At 71.7% G+C, this 20506-nt stretch carries 19 protein-coding genes and 10 tRNA genes; 21 read left to right on the top strand and 8 right to left on the bottom strand.

Annotated elements, in window-relative coordinates:
* The first annotated feature begins 156 nt into the window (after positions 1–156).
* From VSH64_RS19525 to VSH64_RS19470, 12 genes are all read left to right on the top strand, one after another.
* Positions 157–321: a hypothetical protein gene (locus VSH64_RS19525; RefSeq protein ID WP_326837056.1), complete on the top strand. Its 165-nt coding sequence runs from the start codon at positions 157–159 to the stop codon at positions 319–321.
* Positions 322–519: 198 nt separating this feature from the next.
* Positions 520–605: transfer RNA gene (locus VSH64_RS19520), tRNA-Tyr, on the top strand.
* A gap of 28 nt (positions 606–633) precedes the next feature.
* A tRNA-Arg gene (locus VSH64_RS19515) sits at positions 634–707 on the top strand.
* Between the two features lie 14 nt (positions 708–721).
* Positions 722–794, top strand: a tRNA-Asp gene (locus tag VSH64_RS19510).
* Between the two features lie 119 nt (positions 795–913).
* Positions 914–985, top strand: a tRNA-Glu gene (locus tag VSH64_RS19505).
* Between the two features lies 1 nt (position 986).
* Positions 987–1060, top strand: a tRNA-Leu gene (locus tag VSH64_RS19500).
* A 10-nt stretch (positions 1061–1070) separates the two neighbouring features.
* Positions 1071–1144: transfer RNA gene (locus VSH64_RS19495), tRNA-Leu, on the top strand.
* Between the two features lie 5 nt (positions 1145–1149).
* A tRNA-Gln gene (locus VSH64_RS19490) sits at positions 1150–1222 on the top strand.
* Between the two features lie 35 nt (positions 1223–1257).
* Positions 1258–1345, top strand: a tRNA-Ser gene (locus VSH64_RS19485).
* Positions 1346–1393: 48 nt separating this feature from the next.
* Positions 1394–1483, top strand: a tRNA-Ser gene (locus VSH64_RS19480).
* 31 nt (positions 1484–1514) lie between these two features.
* Positions 1515–1586 (top strand) — tRNA-Arg (locus VSH64_RS19475).
* Positions 1587–1821: 235 nt separating this feature from the next.
* Positions 1822–2274, top strand: coding sequence for a hypothetical protein (locus VSH64_RS19470; protein WP_326837055.1), 453 nt, complete (start codon positions 1822–1824; stop codon positions 2272–2274).
* Here VSH64_RS19470 and VSH64_RS19465 read toward each other — a convergent pair.
* A complete protein-coding gene (locus VSH64_RS19465) occupies positions 2238–3338 on the bottom strand; it encodes a helix-turn-helix transcriptional regulator (RefSeq protein ID WP_326837054.1) in 1101 nt (366 codons plus the stop codon). The genes VSH64_RS19470 and VSH64_RS19465 overlap by 37 nt on opposite strands.
* An 89-nt stretch (positions 3339–3427) precedes the next feature.
* On the opposite strand from VSH64_RS19465, the gene VSH64_RS19460 reads away from it, so the two are divergent.
* Genes VSH64_RS19460 through VSH64_RS19450 form a run of 3 tightly spaced genes read left to right on the top strand, consistent with a single transcriptional unit; the run spans position 3428 to position 4818 of the window.
* Positions 3428–3817, top strand: a complete 390-nt coding sequence (locus VSH64_RS19460) for a cupin domain-containing protein (protein WP_326837053.1) — start codon at positions 3428–3430, stop codon at positions 3815–3817.
* Entirely contained in the window at positions 3814–4230 is a 417-nt protein-coding gene (locus VSH64_RS19455) for a DUF1304 domain-containing protein (protein WP_326837052.1), read from the top strand. The genes VSH64_RS19460 and VSH64_RS19455 overlap by 4 nt, the downstream gene beginning before the upstream one ends.
* Before the next feature lie 12 nt (positions 4231–4242).
* On the top strand, positions 4243–4818 hold the full coding sequence (locus VSH64_RS19450) for a uracil-DNA glycosylase family protein (RefSeq protein ID WP_326837051.1): 576 nt from the start codon (positions 4243–4245) through the stop codon (positions 4816–4818).
* 9 nt (positions 4819–4827) lie between these two features.
* Here VSH64_RS19450 and VSH64_RS19445 read toward each other — a convergent pair whose 3' ends face one another.
* The gene (locus VSH64_RS19445) at positions 4828–5739 is read right to left on the bottom strand and encodes a glutaminase (RefSeq protein ID WP_326837050.1); all 912 of its coding nucleotides are present in this window, start codon (positions 5737–5739) and stop codon (positions 4828–4830) included.
* Between the two features lie 84 nt (positions 5740–5823).
* On the opposite strand from VSH64_RS19445, the gene VSH64_RS19440 reads away from it, so the two are divergent.
* Positions 5824–6711, top strand: a complete 888-nt coding sequence (locus tag VSH64_RS19440) for an alpha/beta fold hydrolase (RefSeq protein WP_326837049.1) — start codon at positions 5824–5826, stop codon at positions 6709–6711.
* 10 nt (positions 6712–6721) lie between these two features.
* Here VSH64_RS19440 and VSH64_RS19435 read toward each other — a convergent pair whose 3' ends face one another.
* Together VSH64_RS19435 and VSH64_RS19430 are read right to left on the bottom strand one after the other, a co-directional pair.
* Positions 6722–8086: a S8/S53 family peptidase gene (locus VSH64_RS19435; protein WP_326837048.1), complete on the bottom strand. Its 1365-nt coding sequence runs from the start codon at positions 8084–8086 to the stop codon at positions 6722–6724.
* Between the two features lie 72 nt (positions 8087–8158).
* The gene (locus tag VSH64_RS19430; RefSeq protein ID WP_326837047.1) at positions 8159–9931 is read right to left on the bottom strand and encodes a sulfatase; all 1773 of its coding nucleotides are present in this window, start codon (positions 9929–9931) and stop codon (positions 8159–8161) included.
* Between the two features lie 107 nt (positions 9932–10038).
* Here VSH64_RS19430 and VSH64_RS19425 point away from each other — a divergent pair, with 107 nt between their 5' ends.
* The gene (locus tag VSH64_RS19425; RefSeq protein ID WP_326837046.1) at positions 10039–10413 is read left to right on the top strand and encodes an OsmC family peroxiredoxin; all 375 of its coding nucleotides are present in this window, start codon (positions 10039–10041) and stop codon (positions 10411–10413) included.
* Positions 10414–10553: 140 nt separating this feature from the next.
* On the opposite strand, the gene VSH64_RS19420 is transcribed toward VSH64_RS19425, so the two are convergent.
* On the bottom strand, positions 10554–11336 hold the full coding sequence (locus VSH64_RS19420) for an inositol monophosphatase family protein (RefSeq protein WP_326837045.1): 783 nt from the start codon (positions 11334–11336) through the stop codon (positions 10554–10556).
* Positions 11337–11416: 80 nt separating this feature from the next.
* Here VSH64_RS19420 and VSH64_RS19415 point away from each other — a divergent pair, with 80 nt between their 5' ends.
* A complete protein-coding gene (locus VSH64_RS19415) occupies positions 11417–12358 on the top strand; it encodes an AsnC family transcriptional regulator (RefSeq protein WP_326837044.1) in 942 nt (313 codons plus the stop codon).
* Between the two features lie 56 nt (positions 12359–12414).
* Here VSH64_RS19415 and VSH64_RS19410 read toward each other — a convergent pair whose 3' ends face one another.
* Positions 12415–14556 carry an AMP-binding protein gene (locus VSH64_RS19410; RefSeq protein WP_326837043.1) on the bottom strand — a complete coding sequence of 714 codons (2142 nt, stop codon included), beginning with the start codon at positions 14554–14556 and terminating at the stop codon, positions 12415–12417.
* Entirely contained in the window at positions 14553–16181 is a 1629-nt protein-coding gene (locus VSH64_RS19405) for a class I adenylate-forming enzyme family protein (RefSeq protein WP_326837042.1), read from the bottom strand. The genes VSH64_RS19410 and VSH64_RS19405 overlap by 4 nt, the downstream gene beginning before the upstream one ends.
* Positions 16182–16300: 119 nt before the next feature.
* Between VSH64_RS19405 and VSH64_RS19400 the strand changes: the two genes are divergently transcribed.
* From VSH64_RS19400 to VSH64_RS19390, 3 genes are read left to right on the top strand one after another with little or no spacing between them, the layout of a single operon-like run.
* Positions 16301–17704 carry a phytoene desaturase family protein gene (locus VSH64_RS19400; protein ID WP_326837041.1) on the top strand — a complete coding sequence of 468 codons (1404 nt, stop codon included), beginning with the start codon at positions 16301–16303 and terminating at the stop codon, positions 17702–17704.
* Positions 17705–18826, top strand: coding sequence for an LLM class flavin-dependent oxidoreductase (locus VSH64_RS19395; protein ID WP_326837040.1), 1122 nt, complete (start codon positions 17705–17707; stop codon positions 18824–18826).
* Entirely contained in the window at positions 18823–19194 is a 372-nt protein-coding gene (locus VSH64_RS19390) for a nuclear transport factor 2 family protein (RefSeq protein ID WP_326837039.1), read from the top strand. Before VSH64_RS19395 ends, VSH64_RS19390 begins: the two co-directional genes overlap by 4 nt.
* Here VSH64_RS19390 and VSH64_RS19385 read toward each other — a convergent pair.
* Positions 19142–20311 carry an NAD-dependent epimerase/dehydratase family protein gene (locus tag VSH64_RS19385; protein WP_326837038.1) on the bottom strand — a complete coding sequence of 390 codons (1170 nt, stop codon included), beginning with the start codon at positions 20309–20311 and terminating at the stop codon, positions 19142–19144. The two genes, VSH64_RS19390 and VSH64_RS19385, sit on opposite strands and share 53 nt — an antisense overlap.
* Positions 20312–20506: the final 195 nt, after the last annotated feature.

The raw sequence follows: 20506 nt of genomic DNA, 5'->3' as shown, positions 1-20506 counted from the left end.
GGTGCGTCGCTCGTCGGTGATTCGAGGGCGGTGATTTCGAGGGCCGTGTTTCGGGGGCGGGAATTCGGTGCGGAAATAAACGTTGACACCGGGGTGCGGGTTCGCGATTATGTAATGGAACCGAACGCAAGCAGGAAAGACAACGAAGGGGTCATCGTGGCCGGCATGGAGATGCGAGAGTCGCAGCGCCGCTATCGCGGCGAGCTGCGTGCTGCGCTGAGCCTGCTTCGATCAGTCGCGCCGCGCCTGCTTGACCAGCAGATCAGTAGCTCGATGCTGCCTGAGCGGCAGCTGCTGAGCAGTGGAGGCTCCCCACCGTGACGTCGTCGACGTCGTGACCGGGAGCCGCCCATCGGGAAACCGATTCGGGCGGCTTTCTTTATGTCGTGCGCCCAGTTAATGGTGCAATTCGTGGTGCTTGATTTGTCGCGCAGTTCTGGCTGCTTGGTCTTTCTCGACTTCCTGGTCTTTCTCAACTTCACAGTGGAGCAGAAACACGCTCGCCGCCGCGGCGAGCACGGTGGGGCTGGGCGCCTGGCGAGCCCACCCGGCTGTAACCCGGGTGCCCGTGACGGGCTTTGACGGTTCGACTCCGTCCCCCACCACTCGATCCACACCCGGATCGGCTGTCTCACCTCGATAGCTCAGCTGGACAGAGCGCCGGACTACGAATCCGGAGGTCCCAGGTTCGACTCCTGGTCGGGGTACGCAAGTTTTTCCTGCTCACGTGGCCCAGTGGCGAGGGCAGCTCCTTGTCGAGGAGACGATCGCGGGTTCGAGTCCCGTCGTGAGCGCGTGGCCGCCACAGCAGCACCGGCGAGTGCGAGGGAGATGGCAACCCGTCCGCTTCGGGAGCGGAAGACACCACGTTCGACTCGTGGGCACTCGACTTCACCACTGATTCGACGAGCACGGCGCGTTGGTCCAGCGGAACGGACACCGGCCCCTCAAGCCGGAAACGCGGGTTCGACTCCCGCACGCGCTACGCGGTTGTAGCCCAACTGGCAGAGGCACCTGGTCGAGGGCCAGGACAGTCGGGGTTCGAATCCCCGCAACCGCACGGTTTTCCCGCCCTCGTAGCCCAACTGGCAGAGGCACCGGACCCAGGCTCCGGACAGTCCAGGTTCGACTCCTGGCGAGGGCACGCTTTCCCGGGTGGTGTATCCGGCGAACACGGCGGATTTTGGTTCCGCAGAGCCAGGTTCGAGCCCTGGCCCGGGAGCGCACCACCAGGTGAGCACTGCACTTTTGCGTCCAGGAGGGCTGGCCGAGTGGCAAGGCACCGGGTTGCTGACCCGAGGTCCGGGATTATCTCCCGGCGCGCGTTCGACTCGCGCGCCCTCCGCACCGGAAGGCTTCTGCTCCGCACAGCTTCACCTCGAAACACGACTCAGGAGGATTGGCCGAGAGGTAAGGCAGCCGTTTCGAAAACGGTGGTCGGGTGTGCTGAGCACCCGCGCGGGTTCGACTCCTGCATCCTCCGCACCACCGGCCGGGCCGCCGCGCCCGGCCGAGCCCCCGTGGTCCAGTGGACACGACGCCGGCGTCCGAAGCCGGGAACGCAGGTTCGACTCCTGCCGGGGGCGCGGTGGCCCACCACCGACGCGCGGGGCCCAGTGGCCGGCCGGGGCTCATATCCCCGGAACGCCTGGATCGACACCAGGACGCGCGACCGGCGCCCCGTCGGTCTCGTTCGCCTGGCCGGCGCCTCGGCCACGCGAACGAGGCCGGCGGGGCGTGTTCTCATACCCAGGTACGAACTTCACCGTTCGGCCCCGTTCTGTTGTGCGGCAGGGAAAAGCCGCTCGTAGCGTCGCCACCATGAACGAATACGACACCCGGGCTCCCGGCACCGTCCTCGGAGCCTTCTGGCTGTACCTCGTGTCCACCCTCGTCGCGATCGTCGGCGCGGTGGTGCTGGTCGCGAACAAGCAGACCATCGCCGACGCGGTGAGAACCGCGGGCCAGGGCAAGCTCACCGACGCCCAGATCCAGCAGACGACCACCGTCGGCCTGTGGGTCGCCGTGGCGGTTGCCGTGGTGATCGCGCTGATCTACCTGTGGCTGGCCGTGAAGCTCAAAGCCGGCCGCAACTGGGCGCGGATCGTGCTGACCATCCTGACGCTGCTGCAGATCGTCTCGCTGATCGCCGGCCGGGGCGGGACGCTGCTCGGTTACCTCAGTGCCGGAGCAGCGGTGGTGGGGCTGGTGCTCGCGTATCTGCCGCCGTCCAACGCTTATCTCTCGGCGTCACGCGCGTCAGTCGTGCGCTGATCGGCCGTGCCCGCCGTCGGTCCAGGCAGGGCCGCCGGTGGGCCGTCGGCCGGCCAGAGCCGGGCCACCAGTTCACCCCGGCTGCGCACGCCGAGCTTCGCGTACACCGACTTCAGGTGATCCCGCACGGTGTGCGGGGAGATCGCGAGCCGAGCCGCGATGTCCGAAGTGGACTGTCCCGCGAGGACCTCGTGGCAGAGCTCGCGTTCGCGGATGGTGAGGTCGTACGCGGCGAACAGCACCCCCAGCAGGTCGGCCGCCGAGGCGCGGTCGACGGTCACCACCGTTTCGGTGGCGCCCTCGTCGGCGACGAGGGCCGAGCCGTGGAGCACGAGCCAGCCGCCGGAGGCGTCGCGGACGCGGGCGCGGAACGAGCCCGCCGCGCGCGTTCCGGCGGTGACGGCGTGCACCAGCACCTCGAAGCGGCCGGGAGCGACCTCGTCGAGGCGGCTCTGCCACTCGCGGGCCGCGGGAGTGGCGGCCCGGATCCGGGCGTCCGCCCCGACCACGACGATGGCCGGCTCCGCGCGCACCGCAGGACCGCCGCAGCGCGCCGCCACCCGCGTCGCGGCGGCGACCGCCGGGGCCACCGCGAGCACGAACTCCACCTCTCGGTCGCTGAACCCGCCCCGGCGCACCAGCCCCGCCGCGGCCCACGGCACGCCGTCCGCGCGGAAGGTCGCGCGCAGCTCGTGGCTGAGCCCGAGCGGGCGCCAGACCTCCGCGAACCGGCGGCTGCGCGCGAGGTCCCGCCGCGGCAGGTCGGCGAGACCGGCGACCGGCATCGGCCGGCGCGCGAGCTCGGCGAACGTGTGCGGCTCGGCGCCGTCGTACTCGTAGGCGGCCAGGAGCGGCTCGTAGCGGTGCGGGATGCGCGCGCGGCCGCTGGTCATCGAGCTGATCACGGCCGTGTCCGGATCCAGCGACGCCCAGCAGGCCAGGTCGGTGGGCACGACTCGGTCGACGAGCTCGAGGGCCGCTTCGTGCAGCTCGGCCACCCCGAGTCCCGCCACGGCGAGCGCGGCGATGTCGCGCCGCACCCCGCGTGCCAGCCCGTCCCACACGGTTCGCAGTATGCGCGCGCCGCGGCCGCCGAGCCCATCCCGCACTTGAGGGATGGCGGTGACCCGCGGCCGTTCGGAGCATCTTCCGCATGCAACCGATCGAGCTCACCTGCCCGCGGGCCACCGTGACCGTGCTGGTGGCGGCCGGGGCATACGAGCTGTTCGAGGTCGACGCGCCGCGCGGCCCCACCGGCCCGCCGCACGCCGCGCCGTGGCCCCGGGCCTACTACGTGCTCCGCGGCCGGATGGCCGCGTACCTCGACGGCGAGATCCACGACCTCGGCCCCGGCTCCGCCCTGCCCGTGCCGCCCGGCGCCGCGCACACGTTCACCGTGCACACGCCGTCCGTGCAGTTCCTCGCGGTGAGCCTCACCGACGCCATGGGCCGCTTCCTGCGCGAAGCCGACCTGGCCCCGCCGGGCACCGTGCGCGAGGTCGCCGCCCGCCACGGCGTGACGGTGGCGGGCTGGCCGTCGTGAGCGTCGTCGCGCAAGCGTTCGCGGCGCTGGCGGCGCTCATCCACGTGGTGGTGTTCGTGGCGGAGTCGTTCCTGATCCGCCGGCGCGCCATCCACCGGGGCATGTTCCGCATCCGCGGGGAGGACGTGCCGGCGGTGCTGCTGTGGTCGTTCGGCCAGGGGTTCTACAACCTGTTCCTGGCCGCCGGCACCGTCGCCGGGCTGGTCGCGGTGAACACGGGCCACGAGACGGTCGGCCTCACGCTCGTGGTGTACACCTGCGGGTTCATGGCGCTCTCCGGCGTCGTCCTCGCCGTGGGCGACGCGCTCGCGCTGGGCCGGCCGCGCAACTCGGCGTGGCCCGGCGTCGTGGCGCAGCTGGTGCCGGCCCTGGTGGTGCTGGCGATCGTGCTCACGGAAACCGGGCCCGGCTAGGCTTTCCGCACCATGACGAACCTCGACAGGATCCGCGCCGAGCTGATCGCCGACCCGGACAACGCGTGGGCCCGCGAAGCCGGCTACGCGCCGCTGTACACCGCGGACGTCGCCGCGAAGGTGGCGTTGATCGGGCAGGCGCCGGGGCGCAAGGCGCAGGAGAGCGGCATCCCCTGGCACGACGCCAGCGGCGTGAAGCTGCGCCGGTGGCTCGGGGTCACCGACGAGGAGTTCTACGATCCCGAACTGTTCGCGATCGTGCCGATGGACTTCTTCTACCCCGGCAAGGCGAAGTCCGGGGACCTGCCGCCGCGCCGGGGCGTGGCGCAGAAGTGGCACCCGCGGATCTTCGCCGAGCTGCCCGACATCCGGCTGAAGGTGATCGTGGGCAGCTACGCGCAGAAGTACTACCTGCCGGGCCGCCCGGTGACCGAGACCGTGCGCGCGTACCAGGACTACCTGCCTTCGGCGATCCCGCTGGTGCACCCTTCGCCGCTGAACGTCGGCTGGCACCTGCGCAACCCGTGGTTCGAGCAGGAAGTGGTGCCGGAGCTGCAGGCGCTGGTGGCGGCGGCGCTGAAGTCCTGAGCCCCGGCGTCAGAAGATGCTCAGGCCGGTGATGTCGCCGAACGCCTCCAGCGCCATCGCCGCGGACACGGAGTTGCCCTTCTCGTCGAGCCCCGGCCCCCACGCCGCCACCGCGCACCGGTCCGGCACGATCGCCAGGATCCCGCCGCCGACCCCGCTCTTGCACGGCAGCCCCACCCGGTAGGCGAACTCGCCGGCGGCGTCGTAGGTGCCGCAGGTGAGCATGATCGCGTTGATGCGCCGCGCGTCCTGTTTCGTCAGCAGGCGCGTGCCGTCACCGCGCACACCGTGGCGCGCCAGCACCAGCCCGGCCCGCGCGAGCTCCACGCACGACGCCATGATCGAGCACTGGCGGAAGTAGTGGTCGAGCACCTCGTGCACGGGGTTGAGCACGGTGCCGAAATCGGCCATCAGGTAGGCGAGTGACCGGTTGCGGTTCCCGCTGCGCGTCTCCGACTCCGCCATCTCCGGATCCCAGGTCAGGCCGGGATTCCCGGTCTCCGCGGCGAGGAACGCGCACAGCGAACCGCACGCGTCGCCCGTGTCCGCCAGCAGCTGGTCGGTGACCAGCAGCGCGCCCGCGTTGATGAACGGGTTGCGCGGCACACCCCGCTCGATCTCCAGCTGGATCAACGAGTTGAACCGCGTCCCCGACGGCTCGCGGTGCACGCGCCGCCAGATCGTCGCGTCGTCCCCTTCCAGCACGTGCGCGAGCGCGAAGACCTTCGAGATGCTCTGGATGGAAAACGGCACCTGCGCGTCACCCGCGTGGTGCACCTCGCCGTCCACGGTCGCCACGGCGAACCCGAACTGACCCGGATCGACGTTCCCGAGATCCGGGATGTAGTCGGCCACCTTCCCCGCCCCGATGTGCGGCTTCGCCGCCGCCCACACCTCACCGACAGCGCGCTCGAAGTCCACGGACAGCCTTCCGACGGGGGTGACGATGGCGGCTCCGATGATGCCACGTCGACTACAGTCGATCATGACTCGCCGGAGGTGCTGATGAGCGTGCCGTTGCCGTCGTCGTTCGGGTATCGGCTGGTGGACGTGGGGGGTGTGCGGATCAACTGCGCGGTCGGCGGGAGTGGGCCGCCGGTGTTGTTGCTGCACGGGTATCCGCAGACGCACCTGATCTGGCACCACGTGGCACCGCGGTTGGCGGAGGAGTTCACCGTGGTGCTGGCGGATCTGCGGGGGTACGGCGACAGCGACAAGCCCGCCGGCGGGGACCACGAGTACGCGAAGCGCGCGATGGCCGCCGATCAGGTCGCGGTGATGGCGGAACTCGGGTTCGAGCGATTCGCGGTGGCCGGGCACGATCGGGGCGGGCGGGTGGCGCACCGGATGGCGCTGGACGCACCCGGCGCCGTGCGCCGGGTGGCGGTGCTGGACATCGTGCCGACGCGGTATTCGTTCGCCCACGCCGACAAGGACTTCGGGCTCGGCTACTACCACTGGTTCTTCCTCGCGGCCGGCCACGGGATCCCCGAGCGCCTGATCGCCGGCGACCCCGAGTTCTGGGTCACCGCGCGCATGAACTCGCGCCACGACGGCGGGACGCCGTTCGATCCCGCCGCCGTGGCCGAGTACGTGCGGTGCTTCTCCACGCCGGAGGCGATCGCGGCCTCGTGCGCGGACTACCGGGCCGCCGCGGGCATCGACCTCGAGCACGACGAAGCCGACGCCGCGGCGGGCCGGGTCGTGACCAGTCCGCTGCTGGCGATGTGGGGGAGCGGCAGCTTCGTCGGCCGGACCTACGACGTGCCCGCCGTGTGGCGGGAGTACGCGCGGGACCTGCGGACGCTCGCGGTCGACGGCGACCACTACCTGCCGGAGGAACAGCCGCGGGTCGTGGCCGAGGCGTTGCGCGACTTCTTCACCGAGGACTGACAGCCCGCCTTCAGAACCGGCCCAGTCCGTGCGGCGAGCCGAGCCCGGTCGGGCCGTCCCAGCCGGGGCCGGCCTGGCACACCCGCGGGCCCCAGCCGTTCGTCGTGCAGATCGACGGCGCCCTGCCGTCGGCGGTCACGTCGTGGAACGCCGAGGTCGGCGCGCGGTAGAGCGCGCTCGGGCCCGTCGCGCCGGTGCCGTGGCCGCTGCTGCGCACGTACCACGCCGCCACGAACGGCGACGAAGCGCTGGTACCACCACTCACGATCCAGTTCTGCGGCTTGCCGGTGAACGGCGCGTACGTGTCGTACACCGCCGGGCCGTTCGCCGGGTCCGCGATGGCCGAGACGTCCGTGGCCGCGCGGTGGCCGCCGCAGTTCGCGGCGATCGACGCGGGCTGCCCGGCCGCGGGTGGGAAGGCCGTCGCGCATTCGCCGCTCAGGTTGTGCCACGCCTGCTCGGTGAACTTCGTGCGCGACGCGTCGGTCGGCTTCAACGCCGTGCCCCCGACGCCGACGGCCCACGGCAGATCCGCCGGCCACGTGTAGAAACTGGTGTCCGCCTTCACCGACGAAGCCGCCGCGTCGTCACTCGCGACATCCCCGATCGACGCGAACAACGGCACCCCCGGATGCGCCACCGCCTTGCTGTAGGGCGCGTTGATCGTCGTCGTGTCCAGGATCTCGATGTCGCTCAGGCTCACGGCGTCGGCGCCGAGTTTCACCGCCGTCTCATACGCGGTGGCGTAGTCGGCCGCCTTCTCGTCGGGGTCGGGCTCGCCGCTCGCGTCGAGGTCCGGCGTCTGCACCACCAGCACGTGACACGCGGGGCACGCGGCCGAGGCCAGGTCCACGTCCAGCGACGTCTCGACCGCCCAGTCCTCCTCCGACTCCTGGAACTCCGGGTCGGGGTCGGGCTGGACCGGTGGCCCGCCGTGGAAGTCGGTGATGGTGAGGCAGCCGTCGGCGGTGGTGCAGGCGGGCAGCCCGTACTGCTTGCGGTACACGGCCAGATCCGACTCCAGGTGCGTGTTCGCTCCCGCGCTGATCAGCGCGATCGTGCCCTTGCGGCCGACGCCGGCGCCCGGCAGTGAGTACGCGCGCGCGAGATCCGTGGCACCGAGCCCGACCGGCTGCGTCGTGGACAGCGCGGCGGCCGAGCCCCGGCTCGCGGTCACCACGGCGGCCTGACACCCCGTGACACACGCGGTGCGCACGCCGTGGTCCTGGAGCAGCGTGCCGTTCTGCACCTGGGTCTGGAGCTCAGCGAGGTCGGTGTTGCCGGGTGCGGCCTGAGCCGGCGCACCCGCCACGGCCAGCACCGCGAGCACCGGCAGCACCGCGACCACCGTGACTTTTCCCTTGTACCAGGACAATTCGCCTCCTCGGAACGTCGGCGGCGCCACCGCCGCCGCGGCTCATCCTGGGTGACGATCTTGGGAATCCTGTCAGGAACTTGTTTCGGTCGCCAGGCGGTTCAGCTCCGCGTCGAGCGCTCGCAGGGCCTGAGCGGTGAGGCTGGGGGTGGTGGCGGCCAGCGTCCACACGGATTCGGACGCGGTCGCCGCGGCGAAGTCGGTGTTGGCGAGCAGCGGCAGGTGCCGCAGGAGCACGTCGCGAGCCTCCGGGTCCGCGAGCAGCTCGCCGATCGGCGTCCGCAGAGCGGCCGAGAACTCGCGCGAGGACGGGAGGTCTTCGAGCGCGGCCAGCGCCATCTCGCGTTGCGCGCGCACGAGCAGGTGCTCCGCAGACACGGGCCCTTCGGCCGGCAGGCCGAGCCGCTCGAACTGCGACACGGGCGCGTCGGAAGCCCGCATCAGCTCCACCAGGTGCGTGGCCATCGTCAGCTCGAGGTCGTCGTCGACGAGCGGGTCGCGTTGTCCCGGATCGGTTTCGAGGTCGAAGAGCAGGGTGCCGAACGCGTGCGGGTTGCCCCAGGCGTGGCCGGGCAGGCGCAGCACCGGCACCCCCTTGGTGAACGGCAGGGGCGGCACCAGCTCGGCGCCGCGCAGTTCGTCGGGGGTGAAGCGGCTGTTCATGTGCGTGGGCATGAGCGTGTGCTCGAACAACGGCTCGTTGGCGGCGGTCGCGGGTGCCCGTAAGTAGACAAAGCGACCGTCGGTCACGTTGACGTGGCTGCCGAACGCACCGAACAGCGCGGCCGCCCGCGTGCCGGCGGCCGGGCCGGTGAGCGGAATGCCCTGCATGTCCGGTGTTCGGGGCACCCCGAAGAAATCGAGCAGCGTCGGTCCTATGTCGACGGTCTGCACCAGCGCGTCGCGCCGCTCGCCGCGCGCGGCCTCCCGTGGGTCCCAGACGAACAGCGGCGTGTGGATGTTCTCGTCGTACCAGGGCTGCACGTTCTTGCCCCACCAGCCGTGCTCGCCGAGCAGGAGGCCGTGGTCGGTGCAGACGACGAGCAGGGTGTCTTCCCAGAGCGCGTGGCGGTCCATGGCGTCGAGGACCCGGCCGAGCGAGGCGTCGCACATGGACAGCAGCGCGCGGTACTCGTCGCGCACGCGCCGGGTGACGGCAGGCCCCTCGGTGACCTTGCGGTAGCCGGGCCAGTCGTAACGGCCGCCGTCCTCGTCGAGGTCGTAGCGGGCGCGGTGCTCCTCGATCGCCAGGAACGGTTCGTGCGGGTCGAAGCACTCGATCTGCAGGAACCACTCCTGCTCGGCGGCGTTGGTGTCGAGGAACTCGAGACCGGCGTCCACGGTGCGGGTCTGCGGGTGCTGTCCGGGCTCGAGGAAGTGCGGCCGGTTCACCCAGTGCTGGCGCACCATCGCCGACGCGCGCCGGCCCACCACCTCGGTGTCGGGCATCTCGGGGTCGGCCACCTGACCCTTCCACCGGTCGCCTTCCTGGCCGCGGAAGAACTCGTAGGTGTCGAAACGGTTGTGGTAGGTCGCGCCGCCGTCCTCCCAGTAGTGCTGGTGGTCGGTGGCGAGGTGGGTGTGCACCCCGTTGCGGGACAGCAGTTCCGGCACCGAATCGTCGAACGGTTCGAGCGGCCCCCACGATCGGTGCAGGAAGTTGTGGCGGCCCGTGTGCAGCTCTCGCCGCGCCGGCATGCACGGCATGCTGCCCGCGTAGCAGTTGTCGAACGTGACGGCCGCTTCGGCGAGCCGCCCGAACTGCGGCGCGTGCACGTCGGTGGCGCCGTACGGCGGCAGGTACCGGCGGTTGAGCGTGTCGAACAGCACGACGATCGCGCGCATCGGGAGGGCTCCTCAGGTCGCTCGGGTGTGACACCTTTGGCGCGGGCGCCGCGACCCTGATTGACTCTGCTGCGTCGGGTACCCACCAACACGATTGTGGAGGACGCATGCCGGTCTCGAAGGCGCACGCGAACTGGAACGGCGACATTCCCACCGGATCCGGGCAGTTCACCGCCGGGGGAGGCAGCATCAGCGGCGGCGTGACCTACAAGTCGCGCTTCGAGGACGGCCCCGGGTCCAACCCGGAGCAGCTCATCGCGGCCGCCCACGCGTCGTGCTTCTCGATGGCGCTCGCCAGCACCCTGGCCGGCGCCGGCTTCCCGGCCGAATCGATCGAAACCGACGCTTCGGTCACCCTGCGCCCGGTCGACGGCGCGCCGACGATCATCAAGATCGAGCTCGTGACCCAGGGCCGCGTGGCGGGTGTCACGAGGAGCAGTTCCGCGAGTACGCCGCGCAGGCGAAGGCCGGCTGCCCGGTGAGCCGGGCGCTGGCCGGAGTTCCGGAGATCACGGTGGAGGCTTCGCTCGCCAGCTGAGCGCGGCCTGCTTTGTGTGGCCTGTTTTGTCGAGCCCGGTGGATCGGTGCGGTTTCGCGGCCGATCCGCCGGGCTTTCGCTTGGTCAGACGGCCTTGAGCAGGTCGAGCAGCGCGGCGTGGGTCCGGGCCGGCGCGGTGAGGAACGAGCCGGCCCGCGGGTGCCACGGGACACCTTCGGCGTCGGTCACCACCAGCCCGGCCTCGGCGGCGATCAGGCTCGCGCCGAGGAGGTTGCCGGTGTCGTGGCCGTACTCCCAGAAGCCGTCCATGCGGCCGGCCGCGACGTCCGCGATCTGCAGCGAGGTGGGGCCCAGGTTGCGCACGGCGCCGACGTGGGGCAGCACCGCGGCAAGCGAGCGGCCCGCCTGGCCGACGGCTTCGGGTTGTGTGCCGATGAACGGCGGCTGGCTGGTGCCGATGAGCGTGATCGGCAACTCGGCCTCGGCAGGTGACGTGAGGCGCTCGGCGTCGAGGAACGCGCCGCCCCCGGCCACGGCGTGGTAGGTCTCGCCGCGGACTTCGCTGCGGATCACGGCCGCGACCGGCACAGTGTCCTCGACCAGCGTGATGCTGACACACCAGTACGGCAGGCCGTGCAGGAGCTGCACGGCGCCGTCGGCGAGGTCCACGACCCAGCGGTGCTCGCCGGCCGCCAGCACGGGGTCGATTTCGTCGGCCCAGGCGACGCCGGGACGCAGCTTCGCGAGGCTCTCGCGCAGGTCCGCTTCGGCCGAGTGCTCCAGCGCGTCGAACGTCCGGCGGAACTCGGCGAACGTGGTGGGGGCCGGGTGCGCGGGCCGGGCCGCGAGAACTCGGCCGGCGGCTTCGGCCGCGGTGATCATGCCGTCGAGCAGAGTGGGTGTCATGGGGCCAGCGTGCGCCCGTGGCGGCGGATCCGGCGGTGATTGATGGTGTTGTTGAGCGAAACTGGTGACAGGATCGGGAGATGGTGAGCGAAAGTGTGCTGGATGAGCAGGACCGGCGGCTGGTCGCGGCACTGCAGTGCGACGGCCGGGTGTCGATCGAGCACGCGGCGGCGGTCCTCGGGCTGAGCCAGCGCACCGTGCGAAGCCGGCTTCGTGCGTTGCAGGACACCGGCGTGGTGCGCGTGGTGGCGGTCCGCCCGCGCGACGCGTCCGCCGGTGCCACGATGCTGCGCGTCCGCGTGCTGCGCGGCCGGATCGACGCCGTCGCGGCCGCCCTCGCCGCGCGCGACGACGTGCCCTACCTCGACATCTCGCACAGCGGCGACGAGATCTCGGCCGCCGTCCGGTCCGACCCGAGCGGCCGCGACAGCCTCGTCTTCCGCCGCCTGCCCGCCACGAGCGCGGTCACCGCCGTGCGCGCCGAGGCCGTGATGCACGTCTTCGCCGACTCCGGCGACTGGCGGCTCGACGTGCTCACCGAATCCGAGCGCGCCGACCTCGACTTCGTGTCCACCTCGGACTCCGCGCGCCCCGTCGACCCCGTGGACGCCGCGATCATCACGAGTTTGGAACGCGACGCGCGCCTGCCGGCCGCCGCCGTCGCCGCCGAGGTGCACCACCCCGAATCAACGGTCCGGCGCCGCCTCGCCACCCTGCGCGCCACCGGCCAGTTCCTCACCCAGACCTTCGTCGACCCGCACCGCCTCGGCCTCCGCATCGACGCGAACATCACGATGCAGGTCCCACCCGGCCACCTCGACGCTACCGGCCGCACACTCGCCCACCACCCGGCGGTCCACGGCGCCTTCGCCACCACCGGCAGCCTCAACCTGCACTGCGCGGTCTGGCTGCCGGACATGGAACACCTCTACCGCTTCGTCACCGAAGACCTCGCGCGCCTCGGCGTGGAACGGTTGGAGACCTTTCTGGTGGGACAGGCGGTGAAACGACCGGGGCGGTGAGGTGCTCGTGTTTCACAGCGGCATCTCGCGCGACGTTCATGCGGCGGACGACTTGGCTACCGATCGCCCTCCGGAGGCCGTGCCGTCCGTGACGACAACCGTGGCGCTTCCGTGATGCCCGCCGCCGCGAGGTCGGCGGCGATGCGGGCGCGGAGGTGGAACTTCTGGATCTTCGTGCCCGACATGGGCCAGTCGGTGACGAAGCGGACGTAGCGGGGGACCTTGAAGGTCGCGATGCGGCCCAGGCAGTGGGCGATCAGGGCGGCTTCGGTCGCGGCCTCGCCGGGGCGGAGCTGCACGTAGGCGGCGGCCACTTCGCCGAGGCGGGCGTCCGGGGCGGCGACGACCTGGACGAGGCCGCACGCGGGGTGGGTGGCGAGGCAGTCTTCGACCTCGGCGGCGGAGACGTTTTCGCCGCCGACTTTGAGCATGTCCTTCAGGCGGGAGACGAAGGAGAGGCGGCCGGAGGGGTCGGCGACCACGAGGTCGCCGGTGGAGAACCAGCCGGCGTCGTCGACGCGGTCGGCGGTGAGGGCCGGGTCGCGGTGGTAGTGGGAGAACCTGGACGTGCCGCGGAACTGCAGTTCGCCGCGGGTGCCCGGGGGCACCGGCCGGCGGGTCGCCGGGTCGACGACGCGGACTTCCATGTGCCGCAGGACTTTGCCGCTGGTGGTGGCGCGGACGTCGGCCGGGTCGGCGGGGGAGCCGACGCAGCAGAAGCCGAGGGACTCGGTCGAGCCGAGCGAGGACATCTGCACGGCAGGCTCGATCCGCGCCTGCATGGCGCGCAGCCGTTCGGGCGCCCCGACGTTGAGCACGAGCCGCAGCGCGCTCAGGTCGGTGCGGGGGAAGTCGGCGTGGTCGAGCACGCGCAGCCAGATCGTCTCGAACGCCGGAAACGCCACCGTGCAACGCTCTTCGGCCAGCTGACGCAGCGCGGCGCCCGGCTCGAACGGTCCCGTGTGGACCATCGCGCAGCCCGCCGCGAGCGCGGCCAGCGCCACGTCGTAGCCACCGCAGTGGAACATCGGCAGCGCCGTCCAGAATCGGTCGTCCGGCCGCAGCTCCAGCCGCTCGGCGACGGCTTCCCCTTCGGCGACAAGGGAAGCGTTGTCGTGCACGCAGCCGTTCGGCTGCGCGGTGGTGCCCGAGGTGTAGAGGATCAACGCGGGATCCTCCGCCCGCACGGTGACCGGCGGTGGCTCGCCCGCCACCGCCTCGAACGCCGCGAGCGAGACCCACCCGGCGGGCACCACCCCGGACCCCAGGGCGACCATCGTGCGCAACACCGGCGCGGCCCGCAAGGACAGCGGGCGGGACGCCGGGAGCCCGGTCCGTGTACCGACGGAACCGGGCCCAGGCCCCGAAGCGTGGAGTCGTCGGCTGGCGTTGGCGACAGGAGGGGTGGGGTCCGAGGTGGTGCCGGCGAGTTCGCGGTCTGACGCGGGCTCGGTGAACTCCGGAGGCATGTCGGCGGAAACGGCCCTGAACCCCGGATCGGTGAGTTCCGGTCGCGAGTGGGTGGGCGCTGGGTCTGCCGCGGGCTCGGTGACTCCCAGCCGCGAGCCGACGGGCGCTGGGTCTGCCGCGGGCTCGGTGAACTCCGGAGGCATGTCGGCGGAAACGGCCCTGAACCCCGGATCGGTGAGTTCCGGTCGCGAGTCGGTGGGCGCTGGGTCCGGCGCGGGCTCGGTGAGCCCCGGTTGCGAGTGGGTGGGTGTTGAGCCTGTGGCGGAGTCGGTGACTCCCGGCCGCGAGCTGGCGGGCGCTGGGTCTGCCGCGGGCTCGGCGACTCCCAGCCGCGAACCGAGCGCAGGGTCAGCCGCGGAACCCGGCGAGAGCCCCGGCAACGCTTCCGCGAGCACCGCCCCCAACGCCGGATCCGCGAACAACAACCGCACATCCGCGTGCGCCAGGATCGTCCCGAGTTCCGCCGCCTTCAGGCGCGGGTTCACCGGCACGGTCACCGCGCCGAGGTACGCCGCGGCCAGCCAGGTGGTCACGCTGGCGACGCCGCCGGTCAGCAGCACGCCGACGTGGTCACCGGGGCGGATCCCGTGTTCCCACAACGCCCCGGCCCATCGGCGGGCGCGAGCGGCGAGCTCCGCGTAGGTGACGCGCCCGTCCGGGAACACGACCTCGCGCGAGCCGGCGGTGGCGGCGCAGCGGTCGAGCAGCTCCGGGATGGTGGCGCTCACGAGCGCACCTTCGGGGCTTCCGTGATGCCGGCCGCGGCCAGCTCGTCGGCGATCCACTGGCGCAGCACGGCTTTCTTGATCTTCGTCCCGGACATCGGCCACTCCTCGACCCACCGCACGTACCGCGGCACCCGGTACGACGCGATCCGCCCGACGCAGTGGTCGATCAGGTCCTGCTCGCTCACCTCGTGGCCCGGCTTGAGCTGCACGAACGCCGCCGGCACCTCGACGTACCGGGCGTCGGGCGCCGCCACCACGGCCACGATCGCCACCGCGGGGTGCGTGAGCAGGTGCCCCTCGACCTCGGCTGCCGCGACGTTTTCGCCGCCGACCTTGAGCATGTCCTTGAGCCGTGACACGAACGTGAGCCGCCCGTCGGGGTCGGCCACCACCACGTCGCCGGTGTGGAACCAGCCGGCGTCGTCGAAGACCTGGGCGGTGAGGTCCGGGTCGCGGAAGTAGCCGTCGAAGGTGTTGGGGCCGCGGAAAAGCAGCTCGCCGGCGACGCCGGGCGGGACGTCCGCGCCGGTGGGATCCACGACCCGGCACCGCATCCCTGGCATCGGGTGCCCGCCGGTCTCGGCGCGTTTGTCCGGCGGGTCGTCGAGGCGGTTGAGCGTGAGGAACGCGGCCGACTCCGTCATCGCCACGCACGACACGTGCACGGCGCGCGGCAGCCGCGCCGCCATCGCGCGCAGCCGCTCGGGCACGCCCACCACCATCACCACCCGGATCCGGCGAAGGTCGTGCTCGGCGAAGTCCGGCCGGTCGAGCACCGGCAGCCAGATCGTTTCGAACGCCGCGAGCGCGATCGTCACGCGCTCGCGGACCAGCAGGTCGAGGGTGGTCGCCGGGTCGAAGAACCGCGGGTGCACGAAGGTGGCGCCGGCGGTGAGGCAGGTGAGGGCGAACGTGATGCCGCCGCCGTGGAACAGGGGGATCGCGGTCCACACCCGGTCCTCGGCCGTGAGCGGCATCCGCTCGTGGGCGATGCCGTCGGCGAGCCGCGTGAGGGCCTCGTGGCTGAGCAGCGCGCCCTTGGGCGCCGCCGTGGTGCCGGAGGTGTACACGAGCAGCGCCGGGTCCCGCACGCGCACGCTCGCCGCCGCCCGGGCGGCTTCGGCCGGGTCGACACAGCCGGCCAGGAACTCCGCCCCCGACAGCAGTCCGGGCCCGCCCGGGCCGCCCAGGTGCACGATACGACAAGCGCCGTCGGGAAAGGTCCGCCGCAGGACGGCCACGAAATCCGGTTCACCGGCCTGCGGCGGGGCCGTGACGAGCACGCACATCCCGGAGTGCGTGACGACACCGGCGAGCTCCACCGGCTTGAACCGCGCGTTCACCGGCACCGCGATCGCGCCGGTCTCGGTCGCGGCCACCAGCATCGCGAGCAGGTCGACCGAGGCCGGCAGCAGGATCCCGACCCGGTCGCCGGGCTGCACCCCCAGCCCGAGCAGGCCGCGCGTGAACTCGCGGACGCGGGCGGCGAAAGCGCCGTACGTAGCCCGTTCCGAGGGGAAGACGAGGGCTTCGCGATCGGGATGCGCGCGGGCCCGCCGCCGCACCAGATCGCCGAGCGTGGTGGCGGCGACGGGCGCCACCTCGAGATCCCGCGAACTGGTCATCGGCGACTCCTTCGGCGACCGACCGCTCTATCTACCGACCGTTTGACAAACTAGCGCGGGTACTCGAAGGTGGACAAGCCGGAAGGTCCAGGTCGGCCGCGAAAAAAAGCGGAAACGCGGTGAAGAAGGGTGATGCCGTGTCGAGCTACGACGTGGTGGTGATCGGGGCCGGAGCCGCCGGCCTGTGCGCGGGCGCGCTGCTCGCCCGCGAGGGCAAACGGGTCGTGGTCCTCGACCGCAGCCCCTATCCCGGCGGGCGCGCGATGGCCGTGCCCGACGAGGGGTTCACCCTCAACCTCGGCGGCCACCTGATCGAGGACGGCGGGTCCGGGCTCACCAAGGTGTTCGAGCACGTCGGCAAGAAGCTGATCCACGGTGAGGTCAGCAAGGAGATGCCGATCTGGGACAACGCGTCGGGCTGGGGCTCGATCCGCGACCGCTACACCGACCGCGCCGAGCTGAAGAAGGTCGTGAAGGCGCTGGCCGACACGCCCTACGAGGCGCTCGACGACTGGGACGACCGCTCGCTGCGCGAGTGGATCCACCAGCACACGTCCGACCAGGGTGTGGTGGACCTGTTCGAGTTCATCTCCGTGCTCGAGTGCATGACCGACAACTGGTACGACCACTCGGCCAGCGACAACCTGTACGTGCGCAAGATGCACTACGAGGAGCGCAACACCGCCGCCTACTCGTGCTGGCCCGGCCAGGGCTGGGACGGCCTGTGGCGCGACCTCGCCGACGCGATCACCGAGCACGGCGGAGAGCTGCGCCTCGGTGCCTCGGTGGAGCGCGTGATCATCGAAAACGGTGCGGTGAAAGGCGTCGCGGTGGCCCGCGAGCCGAAGGTGCTGCCCAACGAGTTCTTCGAGGAGGAGATCCTCGAGGCCTCGGCGGTGATCTCCACGCTGCCGGTGTGGAACGTGCTGAACGTGGTGCCGCGCAGCGCGTTGCCCGAGTGGTACGCCTCGCAGATCGAGTTCCTGGCGCAGGACAAGTTCCGCATCGCCTGGCTCGGGCTCTACCTCGCCACCGAGGAGCCGGTCACGCAGTACGACCCGCGCGAGCTCTCCACGTGGACGGCGACGCCGTCGACCGACTGCTCCGGGTTCATGTTCGACCAGTCCGCGATGGACCCGTCGTGCTCGCCCGAAGGCACGCACCTGCACGTGCTCGGCGCGATCATCCCCGGTGCGAAGGGCCGCGACCGCGAGTGGTGCCGCGCCACCATGGAAGCCTTCGAACGCGACGCCGAGACGATGTGGCCGGGCTTCGCGAAGCCGGTCTGGCGGCGCCGGCACCTCGTGTTCGAACCGAGCTTCGGCGTGATCCAGATGCCCGGCCTCGTCGGGAAGTACCGGCCGCACTGGCGGGCGCCCAACGTCGAGGGGCTCTGGTTCGCCAGCGAGACCTTCCGCAGCCGCGGTGTCGGCACGGACCGCGCGGCCCGCGCCGCGCTCACCTGCGTCGAGGACTACCTCGGCGCGCGGATCCCCACGTTCGGCGAAGGGTGGCGGTACTGAGTGGAGCGCCTGCAGCTCGGGGTGCCCGGGCAGATCATGCCGCCGGCCGACGCCGCGGTGAAGTTCGCGCGCCGCAGCGAGGCCGAGGGCTTCGACGCCGTGTGGTGGCCCGATCACCTCATGGGCTGGCACGCCGACACCATGTGGACCCCGGACCTGACGCCGCTGGCCGCGGTGCAGCCCAATCCGCACGCGTACTTCGACCCGCTGATCATGATGGGCGTGGTCGGCGCGCAGACCGAGCGCATCAAGGTCGGCGTGGTCGTGACCGACCTGATCCGGCGCAACCCGGCCATGGCCGCGGCCAGCGCGCTCACGCTCGACCACGTGACGCAGGGCCGCGCGATCATCGGGCTGGGCTCGGGGGAGCGGCTCAACGTCACGCCGTACGGGATGTCCTTCGACAAACCGGTGGCGAAGCTGGCCGAGGGCATCGACGTGATGCGCCTGCTGTGGGAGGCCGACGGCCCCGTCGACTACGCCGGCAAGTTCCACACGCTCGAGAACGCCGTGCTGGGATTGCAGCCCTACCAAGGGAAACCGCCGGAGATCTGGACGGCCGCGCACGGCCCGCGCATGCTCGAGCTCACCGGGACCCGGGCCGACGGCTGGCTGCCCACCAAGATGTCGCCGGCCGAGTACGCCGCCTCGCTCACCACGATCCGGCAGTCGGCGCAGGACGCGGATCGTGATCCCGCGGCGATCACGCCGGGCATGCTCGGGTACCTGCTCATGGGGCCCGACGAGGAGACGGTGCAGCGGCTCACCGAGGCCCCGCTCGTGCGCGCGCTGTGCGTTCTGTTGCCCGCCAAGGTCTTCCGCGACCTCGGGGTCGAGCCGCCGCTGGACGGCGGGCCCGGCGGGTCCGGTTTCCACGACTTCATCCCGACCGCCGTGTCGCGCGCCGAATCGCTGCGGATCATCGACGCGATCCCGCCGAAGGTCGTGCGCCACTACGCGTTCTGCGGCACGCCGAAGCAGGTGGCCGAGCAGCTCCTCGAGTACCGCGAAGCCGGGCTGCGCCACCTCGTGATGTGGAACATCACCGCGTTCGGCGACCCGTCGCTGGCGAAGTGGTCGTTCCAGGCGATGGCGGAGCTGAAGAAGCTGGTCGACTCGTGAACACCGCCGTGGTGCGCGGCTACTTCGCCGCGCTCAACGCCGAACGCTTCGCGGAGCTGGCCGAGGTCTTCGCCGACGAGGTGGAGATCCACACCGTCGGTGCGGCCCCGGTGCTCGGCCGCGAAGCCGCGATCGCGCATTTCGCGCGGCTGCTGGAAAACTACGCCGAACACACCGACCGCGTCACGCGCTGGATCGAAGCCGACGAGGCCGTGGTCACGGAAATCGACTTCACCGGCCGGCTGCGCGACGGCCGGCCGATCGCGTTCGCCGCGCTGGACGTGTTCGACCTGCGCGCCGGGCGGATCGCGAAAGTCACGACGTGGTACGACACCCGCGAGGTGCGGCGCCAGATCCTGGTGTCCTGACACCGTCCTGGGAAGCCCGGCCTTTCGCGGTCTGCACCATCTCCATGGCCGCGATGCCGGTGCCGAACGGCGCGGTCTGCGGAGCCAGGCTCGCCAGCGCCGCCGTGTAGGCCGTGACGAGGGCGTCTTCGGCCGGGTAGTCGAACGGATCCGTGGTGCGGGAGGTGCGCAGGTGAGACTCGTTCGCCAGCATCCACTCCACCGTCTCGCCGAGCCCGTCGGCCACCGACACCACGTCGCGGTAGCCGAGGTCCTCGCGCAGCCGGGTCGTGTCCACGACACACGTCGGCGACTCCTGGCCGCCGAACGCCGACACCGCCAGCCCGGGGCTGGGCAGTTCCCGCGGCAGCGACCGGATCTCCAGGTCCCGGCCCGCCGCGCGCGCCACGAGCTGCGCCCACTGCCGCACGGTCACGAGCTCGTCGTCGGCGACGTTGTACGCCTGGCCCGCCGCCGTTTCCGGCCGGTCGGCCGCCAGCAGCACGGCCTGCGCGGCGTTGCGCGCGGCGGCGCGCGAGTGCACGCCGTGGCCGCCGTCGGCCAGGATCAGCCACGGCCGGCCGTCGAGCACACGCCGCACCACGTGCCATTCCCACGCGTACGGGTTCCGCGGCCCGTACACCGTCGGGTAACGCAGGTAGGTGGCAGCGAACGCACCCTGGGCGCCCAGCGCGAACACGTGGTCCTCGGTGCGCCGGATCGGGCCGGTGCTGTAGCCGGCGAACCGCGGCTCGTCGGGAGCCACGAGCGGATGCGTGTCCTCGCGCACGGGAAGCCGCACGCCGTAAGGGAACCGCGAGCCGGGGTTCACGTAGCCCTGGTACACCGGCACTCCGCCGATCACGACCAGGTGCCCGCAGCGGTTCGCCACGGCGTCGGCGATCAGCCGGACCCGGCCGTACGCCGCGACCACGAGGTCCCACTCGCCCGAGCCCACCGCCCGCGCGATGTCGGCCGCCTCGAACGGGCTGCCGTGCACGTGCGGAACGTCGGGCAGCTCCGCGACTTCGTGCCGGCCGGTGTGGAACACGGTCACGTCGTGGCCGCGCGCGAGCAGGCCTTCGACGATCGGCGGCCCGGTCGGACCGGTGCCGCCCACCACGAGCGCGCGCCCCATCAGAGTCCGACCGATCGGGGGAAGTCCGGCGGGCCCGGGGGCCGCGAGCCGCGTTCGTCGTGCACTGCAGCCTCCCTGCACCAGTCCTTCGTGGAGCATGGCAAGCCGGCTTACCTCTGTCAAACGGTTGGTTGGTGACTCTTGTTGGGCCACTCGTGTGGTGCTAATCTCACCGCTACCAAACGGCCGTTAGTC

This window comes from Amycolatopsis rhabdoformis, from assembly GCF_035918295.1.
Classification (GTDB): domain Bacteria; phylum Actinomycetota; class Actinomycetes; order Mycobacteriales; family Pseudonocardiaceae; genus Amycolatopsis; species Amycolatopsis rhabdoformis.
This window is presented reverse-complemented; position numbering and strand designations above follow the sequence as displayed.